The 7,786-nt window shown below is 62.0% G+C and carries 7 protein-coding genes and 1 tRNA gene; 2 read left to right on the top strand and 6 right to left on the bottom strand.

Annotated elements, in window-relative coordinates; all coding sequences use genetic code 11:
- Nucleotides 1-241: 241 nt before the first annotated feature.
- Both Q8K08_RS05100 and Q8K08_RS05095 read right to left on the bottom strand, forming a co-directional pair.
- Nucleotides 242-1,159 (bottom strand): PHB depolymerase family esterase, encoded by a 918-nt coding sequence (locus tag Q8K08_RS05100; RefSeq protein WP_305249379.1) that lies wholly within the window; start codon nucleotides 1,157-1,159, stop codon nucleotides 242-244.
- Nucleotides 1,160-1,558: 399 nt separating this feature from the next.
- Nucleotides 1,559-2,191 (bottom strand): tyrosine-type recombinase/integrase, encoded by a 633-nt coding sequence (locus Q8K08_RS05095; RefSeq protein WP_305249378.1) that lies wholly within the window; start codon nucleotides 2,189-2,191, stop codon nucleotides 1,559-1,561.
- A 312-nt stretch (nucleotides 2,192-2,503) separates the two neighbouring features.
- Here Q8K08_RS05095 and Q8K08_RS05090 point away from each other — a divergent pair, with 312 nt between their 5' ends.
- Entirely contained in the window at nucleotides 2,504-4,072 is a 1,569-nt protein-coding gene (locus tag Q8K08_RS05090) for a phospholipase D family protein (protein ID WP_305249377.1), read from the top strand.
- Nucleotides 4,073-4,114: 42 nt separating this feature from the next.
- Here the strand turns inward: Q8K08_RS05090 and Q8K08_RS05085 are convergent, their stop codons facing one another.
- Nucleotides 4,115-4,921, bottom strand: a complete 807-nt coding sequence (locus Q8K08_RS05085; RefSeq protein WP_305249376.1) for a trypsin-like serine protease — start codon at nucleotides 4,919-4,921, stop codon at nucleotides 4,115-4,117.
- A 248-nt stretch (nucleotides 4,922-5,169) separates the two neighbouring features.
- On the opposite strand from Q8K08_RS05085, the gene Q8K08_RS05080 reads away from it, so the two are divergent.
- Entirely contained in the window at nucleotides 5,170-6,354 is a 1,185-nt protein-coding gene (locus Q8K08_RS05080) for a cation:proton antiporter (protein WP_305249375.1), read from the top strand.
- Between the two features lie 406 nt (nucleotides 6,355-6,760).
- Here Q8K08_RS05080 and Q8K08_RS05075 read toward each other — a convergent pair whose 3' ends face one another.
- The 3 genes from Q8K08_RS05075 to Q8K08_RS05065 all read right to left on the bottom strand — a co-directional run bounded on the left by Q8K08_RS05075 (nucleotide 6,761) and on the right by Q8K08_RS05065 (nucleotide 7,722).
- On the bottom strand, nucleotides 6,761-7,078 hold the full coding sequence (locus Q8K08_RS05075) for a type II toxin-antitoxin system RelE/ParE family toxin (RefSeq protein WP_305249374.1): 318 nt from the start codon (nucleotides 7,076-7,078) through the stop codon (nucleotides 6,761-6,763).
- Nucleotides 7,075-7,344: a hypothetical protein gene (locus tag Q8K08_RS05070; RefSeq protein WP_305249373.1), complete on the bottom strand. Its 270-nt coding sequence runs from the start codon at nucleotides 7,342-7,344 to the stop codon at nucleotides 7,075-7,077. Before Q8K08_RS05070 ends, Q8K08_RS05075 begins: the two co-directional genes overlap by 4 nt.
- Before the next feature lie 301 nt (nucleotides 7,345-7,645).
- Nucleotides 7,646-7,722, bottom strand: a tRNA-Met gene (locus Q8K08_RS05065).
- Nucleotides 7,723-7,786: the final 64 nt, after the last annotated feature.

Raw genomic sequence — 7,786 nt, 5'->3', positions numbered from 1 at the left:
TGCCGATATCGACACCGACGACGGCAAGGTCTTCGAGGCTTCCTGTCTTCTTTGCACACATGGCTACTTCTCCTTGTTGCACGGTTGATCCCTCTTCAGGGTAACCCAACTGTGGGGAAGCAGCCGACACATCCCTTTAGCTTACGGTTCAGCCTACATATGGCTTACCACAAAGCAGCCACTTGATTACCGTGCGCCGCCGGATACAGGGAGTGAATGTGGGGGCTGGTCTTCTGATCTTCTACATGTCCCGCACAGACGCCAGACCCCAGAACTCGGCAATGTGGCGGGTCGAGGAGATACCAACTTCCAGCATGTATTTATCTTCTTTGCCCAAGCCCTGGTCTCCCCCGGCCTTGATTGGCGTGCCGTGTCCCATGCTCCCGATAATGTATTCCTCGATCACAGCCCGTCCGGCTGCATTGCACCAGACCTGCCGGGGAAAGCCGTCAACTTTCTCCACCCGTGTCGGCAGTCCTTCGACCTTGTGGATCTTCTGCCACTGTCGGACGATAGAATCGGCGTTGGAACTGTCGACGGTCGTGTCGCGGCCGCCGTGCCAGACCGAGATGGTCGGCCAGCGGTCCGTGGCGTTCGATGCCGCGCGAACAAGCGCGTCGAGCTTGAGATTCGAGGGGCCGCCATGTCCCTTCATGCGATAGATCGCCTGCATAAGCGTGTTAGCGCTGCGGTAGGGCAGGCCGGCGATGATCGCACCTCCAGCGAACACCTCAGGGTAGGTCGCCAGCATCACCGATGTCATGGCCCCTCCTGAAGACAGCCCGGTGATGAAGACCCGTGAGGGGTCTATCGCTTGTTCATCAATGACCTGTCCGATCATCTGACGAATGGAAAGGGGCTCGCCGCCACCGCGCTGGCTGTCACCTGGCTTAAACCAGTTAAAGCTTTTGATGACGTTGTTAGACCGTCGCTGCCCGGGGAACAGAAGTGCTACCCCGCACTCGTCGGCGAGTGCGGACCAGCCCGATCCGTTGTTATAGCTCTCCGCCGACTGGCTGCTGCCGTGAAGCACAACAACGAGGGGACCGTTCTTTGGAAAGTTCTCAGGGATGTAGGTGTCTGCCCGCAGCGAACCGGGGTCAGTTCCGAAACTGTGTAAGGTGGTCAGGTGACCGCGGGTTTTTGATGATGCCGACATGCGGTCTCCCTTGCTGGAACCTGGTATAGGTTAACGGGGACACAACGCATGAGTCTGGCAATCGTTCCGACCGGGTTACGCCGCCGCCGAAAGCGGCTGACATGGCTTGGTCTCTGGTCTGCGGATCGCCTCAGCCGTTTCGCGTGCATTTAGTGTTGGCAAATGTAGCTGAAAATGGCTCTGGTATGGCCACAAAAATGGAGCGAATGGCAGCTATCACAAGATGCTGCGAGTGCAATGCTGCAACCTCACAGTCGGCAATGGGCCGTCACCGCTTGGCTGTCGACCACCCGACAGATGCTACGCCATTCCCGAGCGGCCGCTTTGACGAACCCCTCCTGACAGGCCGACCGGTTGGTTTGGGCAGACCGGCGCATGGCACGCCGGTCGGCGGGGTTGTTACAGATCGATCCCTTCTGACAAGGACAGCGCGTCATCCAAGTCGACCCCAAGATAGCGAACAGTGCTGTCCATCTTGGTATGCCCGAGCAAAAGCTGAACAGCGCACAAGTTGCCCGTCTTCTTGTAAATCTGGGCAACCTTGGTGCGTCGCATCGAATGGGTGCCATAGACGCTCGGTTCAAGCCCAATCGAGAGCACCCAGTCGCGCATGATCCGGGCATACTGCCGCGTGGACAGGTGCGGGCTTGCATGGAGACGGCTTGGCCAAAGATATTCGCAACCGATCATTTCGGGATCCTTGATCCAACGCTCCACCGACAGTCGCGTGGTTTCGGTGATCTCGAAGCGGACAGGCTTGCGTGTTTTGCTTTGTGTCACGGAGGCGCGTTCCTTAACGCGGCCGGCGGCGTAAACATCGTTCACCTTCAGGCAGACCAGATCGCAACCGCGGAGTTTGCAATCTATGGCCATGTTGAACAGCGCAAGATCGCGCTTATTGTCGGCCATTTCCAGCCGGACACGAATGGACCAGACATGTTTGGGCAGCAGCGGCCGCTTCTGGCCGACGATGCGGCCCTTGTTCCAAGGGGCACGCGCACGACGAAGGGCGGGGAGTGTTTCAATGGACATGACTTCTCTCCTGTCCACCAAGCCCGCCACGTCCTCGGCTTTGCCGATGGGGCAATGTAACATCGACCACCGTTCCTGCGCTCATAAATCGTATCGGGCGGTTTACGGTCGTTCGTGGGGGCGGCGGGGCTGTGTCTTGGTGCGTGAATGTTGACATCCGGGCCGAGGACAGCGCCTGTTTCGGAGGGTGCAGCGTTGCGGCGAAGGCTGACGGGCCAATCAAGGGTCTCGCCACCGCAAAACCTGCCCGATATGATGGCCTGCAGGGTGAAACTTCGCTATGTCAAAGACTGAAATCAACAGGTAGCCAGCATGGCGGTTTTCCGGAGCCTTTTTGTCATTCTGGCCGTGGTTGCGGTGGGTATCCTGTTGCTGAGGGCCTTGTTCCCCTTGGCGGAGCGGCAGGACATCGCGGTCTCGGCGGCTTTGCCTGCAACCGCCGCCACGACAATCGGTGCCGCAGTGCTGGCAGCACAATCAGAGCATCCGGGGATGAGTGGCGTGATCCCGCTCTCTGGCGGGGGCGAGACTTTTGCCGCCCGCGTGCTGCTGGCGCGCGCGGCCGAACAGTCTCTGGACGTGCAATACTACATCTGGCAGGCCGACACGACCGGCTACCTGCTGCTGGAGGAATTGCGCGCAGCTGCGGCGCGCGGGGTGCGGGTGCGGTTGCTGTTGGATGACAACGGGATTGCAGGGCTTGATGCTGAATTGCGCGCGCTGGATGATCTGCCCAATATCGAGGTGCGCCTGTTCAACCCCTTTACCTTGCGGCGCCCGAAACTGCTGTCCTTCGTCTTCGATTTCCCGCGGCTGAACAGGCGGATGCACAACAAGTCCTTCACCGCCGACGGTGCTGCCAGCGTGGTGGGCGGGCGGAACGTGGGCGACATCTATTTCGCCTTCGGCAGGGGCGAGCATTACGTCGACACCGATGTTCTGGCCCTGGGCCCTGCGGCGGCAGATGTCTCGGCGGCCTTCGACGCCTACTGGAACAGCGCCTCGGCCTATCCGGCGGGCCTGGTCCTGCCCCCGGCGCCGGATGGGATGGCGCGGCTGCAATCGGCGGCAGCGACGGCACTGGCCTCGGATCTGGCCGCGCCTTACCTGACAGCAATCCGAAACTCGCCCTTGATCAAGACATTGACGGCGGGGGCGGATGCGGTGGAATGGGCGCACGTGACGCTGGTAGTCGACGACCCCGGCAAGGGGCTGGGCCAGCCGGGCGCCGGCGGGCTGCTGATCGAACGGCTAGCCGCGATTTTGACGGATGTCACGACCGGCCCGGGCGTCTCTGTCGATCTGATCTCGGCGTATTTCGTGCCTGGGCGGGGTGGGACCGAGCTGCTGACCTCGCTTGCGGCACAAGGTAGAGCGGTGCGGGTGCTGACCAACGCGCAGGAGGCCACGGATGTCCTGACCGTTCACGGCTCCTACGCCGGATATCGCCGCGCGCTGCTGGCAGGCGGGGTTGCGCTGGGAGAGCTTCGGGCCGATCCGCTGATCCCGCAGCAGGACCAGACGCTGGCCTCTCTCCTTGCGGGCTCTGCCACCTCGCTGCACTCCAAGGTCTTTGCCATCGATGGCGCGCGGGTGTTCATCGGGTCGTTCAACTTCGATCCCCGCTCGGCGCGGCTGAACACCGAAATGGGGCTTCTGATCGAAAGTCCGGTCTTTGCATCGGCGGTGACCGGGGCGCTGGATCAGGTGATGGAACGCGGCGCCTATGCCCTGCGCCTGTCGCCTTCGGGTGCGCTGGAATGGACCTCAATGGGGGAAGGTGGCGCGCCGATCGTCCATGCCACCGAGCCGAATACGACTTGGTTTGACCGCTTCATTGTCAGGGTCATCGGCATCCTGCCGGTGGAATGGATGATGTGACCGCCCAGCGAGGCCCTGACCGACAGGGCCGAGGCCGAGGGGTCAATCCGCCGGCCGCGGTCGCGCCCCTTCAACAACCTCGCGGATCCAGTCGCGCAGCCGGGTCACATCGGCATATCGGATGAATTCGGTTTCTTCCGGCCCCGTAGGCCCTGCCTTGACCCCACCCTTCACGATCCCGGCAAGCCGGAACCCGCCGGGAATGCCCGGATCGGGCACATACAAGGGGCCGCCGGAATCGCCGTAGCCTGTGCGCTGTGCCGATCCAGAGATGCCGACGCAAAAATCATGGACAGGATCGAAATCAGCCCGTTCCACCATGCAGCGTCCTGCCTCGGCGACTTCGGAGGCGTAAAACTCCAGCACCGCCCCCTCGAGCCCCATGCCGAGGCCGACCGTGGTTGTCGCGAAACCCGGGACAAGTTCACCCTCGAAGATCGAGGCGACCTCGGCACCCTGCGCTGTGGCATCCGCCTCCAGTCGCAGCAGCGCTGCATCCAGACGGGCCGTTACCAGCAAAACCGGCGCCTTGCGAACCTCGGTGATCCGCAGTCTCGCGCCGATGCTTCCATCGGGCTGGACGTTGACGCCGACGAAAACCGAATCGGCTCCGTGACCGACGTTTTCGAACAGAGGTTTGCAATGCAAAGCGGTCAGCACCCATTCGTGCGCAACCAGCGCGCCGCCACAACCGTTGATTTCCCGCCCCTCATGTCTGGGAAAGGGGCTGATGTTGCGAAGGGAAACGAAAGAACGGAACTCCACGACATTCGCGGGTAGGCCGTTGACGATGGAAAGAGATGTCGATGGCCAGCACAGCACAAGCGCGGCGAGGAAGTGCGGTCGCATGTCGGAGATCATCCTTTTGCTATCCACCAGTGGCGCCCGTGAACCGCCGCTCGTGACATCATATGCCATGCTTGCCACGTCAGGCATATAGGAGGAAAGCAAGAGCAACGCGCGACCCTGTCACACGGCGCTGCATGTGATCCGCAGCCGGTCGTGTGCAGAACGACAAAACCAGTCGCAAACGCTGGCGGGTTGAGCTAATTTCTGGCAAGCGGCAAGCGGCAAGCGTCCGCTAGGGTGAGCGACAGATGCACGCCGAAGCCTTGCCACTGGCTGCCATAGCATTGACCGGGGCTATTGCGCTGGCCGCGCTGGTGCCGGCGGCGCTGCGCATGGCCCTCGTGCCTGCTGTCGTTCTCGAAATCCTGTTCGGTGTTGTGATCGGCCCGCAGGGCGTGAACCTGCTGGCACCGAGCGTGACACTGGAGATGATTGCACAACTCGGCCTTGCGATCCTGTTCCTGATCGCTGGCCTCGAGATCAACCCCCGTGAGGTCCGCGGCGAACCCTCGCGTCTGGCGGTCCGGGGGTGGCTGGCCTCGCTGGCCGTCGCGGGCATCCTCGCCTTTGGCGGCCAGGCACTGGGCCTGTTTCCGGCTGCGGGCTTCGTCGCCATCGCACTCACCACCACGGCGATCGGTGCGCTGATGCCCATCCTGAAGGATCGGGGCATGCTGGCCCCGCCCTATGGACCCTATGTTCTGGCCGCAGGCACTGCCGGCGAGGCGTTTCCGCTGGTGGTGCTGTCGCTGATCCTGGCAGGGGCGGCCGGTGTCGGAGCACAAAGCCTCGTGCTGGTCGGATTTGTGCTGGCGGCAATTCTTGCCATCGGGCTGGCCGGGCGGGTGCGCAGCCTGCACCTGCCGCCGGTGCTGCGTGACACCATGACCAGTTCCGGACAATTCCCGATCCGGCTGGCGGTTTTTCTTGCCGTTACCTTTGCCGTTTTCGGTGAAAGCCTCGGGCTGGATCTTGTGCTTGGGGCATTTGTGGCCGGTGCGGTTCTGCGCGCGCTGGTGCCCGAGAATCTGCACCATGATCTGATGGTGCGCCTTTCGGCCCTGGGCTACGGCTTCCTGATCCCGATCTTCTTTGTGGTGTCCGGCATGAAGCTCGACCTCGCGGCCATGACCAACTCGCCCATGGGCCTCGCATTGGTTCCGGTCTTCGTTGCCATGATGCTGCTCGCGCGCGGTCTGCCAGTGCTTTGGTTCTACCGCCATGCGCTTCCGTTCCGCCAACAAATCGCCTTGGCCCTGCACTCAGGGACCCAGTTGCCACTCGTTGTCGCGATCACCGCGATCGCGGTCGGCCAGGGCGCGATGCCTGAGTGGTGCAGCGCATCACTGGTTGTCGCGGCTGTCATCACGGTCATGTTGTTTCCGGCGCTTGCCAGTCTGGCGGTCAGAGACCGGACTCCTACGCGATCCTGAGCGCCGGGAGCGCGGCGGCGCATGCCGATCGAGAGTGAGAGGCGTACCGATTTCCCGGTTACAGGTTGAAGGCTGGGCGCGTGGTTTGTGGCACCTGCCGCGGGAGATATTCGACGGGCATTGTGGACGCTCCGAACCAGGTGCATCCGGTGCGGGCTGTTGGCGGATCGGTGGCGGTGAGAGGAACAAACGGGGGGCGTCCGAACGGTTCAACCGGCCCGATGACGAGCGGTATGTGTTACTCGACGGTCTCTGGGCCAATGTGAAGGACCGGTCCGGGCGCAACCGTAGCCGTGTAGTGCAGCATGCAAATAGTCGTGTCGAGGCCTTGCGCGACCGCGCTGAGCGGCTGCTTCGGAGAATTTGTAGCGACTTCTCGACCGTCAGCTATGCGCCGGGTGCGTCGTCAGCGACTGCGCATGCTGCTGCGCATGGCCCAGTCGGCACCGCCATAGGTGACGGCGTAAATCAGTACTTCTGTGGCATCGTCGTCGACGGTGAATGCGATGACGGCTTTGCGCCCGGCCGGGATGGCACGCAGCCCGGGCGCGATTTCGGTTCGAAGACTGCCCTTGTGCGGCGTTGCCTTCAGCGTGGCGATGGCCGCCTCGATTTCTGCCAGCTTGCGGGCGGCCGAGTCCGGTCCGGCATAGTCAAGGATCCACTGTGCGATGGCATCAAGATCACGCGCGACGAGTGGGTGGTACCTGATGCGGTAGTTCACGCGCCGCGGGCCGCCCCGATGGTGCGGCGGGCAGCGGCGAAGGCGTCGTCCTGGTCGATGAAGGCTTCGCGCGGTGTTTCCATGCGGGCGCGGATTTCCTGCGCGAGGGCAGAGAGGGCCACCTCGCGTTCCTGTTCATCCTGCATCATCTGTTCCAGCGCGGCCGCGACTGCGGCGCTCTGGGTCGCGAACACGCCCTGCCCCACCTTTTCTGAGAGGAATTGGTGGTGACGGTCGGTGAAGCTGAGGGTGGTTTTGACGGTCATCCGCGCCTCCATGGTATGACTGAGTCATATACCGGATCAGAGCGATGATTTCAACCGGGCGCGCGCGGCACGGCTGATGGCCCCAAAACGCAAAAAGCCCCCTGGGTTACAGGGGGACTCGTCAAACGTTGAGGTGGCGTTGAGGTAAAACGGGAGCGCCTATACACAAGTGTTTTTGTCTGATTTTAACCATTTGTAAAGGTTAGATATTTTGGTTGCGGGGACAGAACTTGCTCACTATTTCGCACCTCGCACAGCGGCTTGAATTATCAAACTGAGGCAAGGCAAATGCAAGTAACGTTGGTTGCGGGGACAGGATTTGAACCTGTGACCTTCAGGTTATGAGCCTGACGAGCTACCGGGCTGCTCCACCCCGCGTCCGGCCCGAGGGCAAGTTATATTGCGATCGGGTATTTGTATCGTATTGAGAGTCTTGTGTCTC

Origin of the sequence: Pseudotabrizicola sp. (assembly GCF_030684215.1) — a bacterium.
GTDB lineage: Bacteria > Pseudomonadota > Alphaproteobacteria > Rhodobacterales > Rhodobacteraceae > Pseudotabrizicola.
Note: the sequence above shows the minus strand (reverse complement) of the source record. Positions and strands in the feature narration are given on the sequence as shown.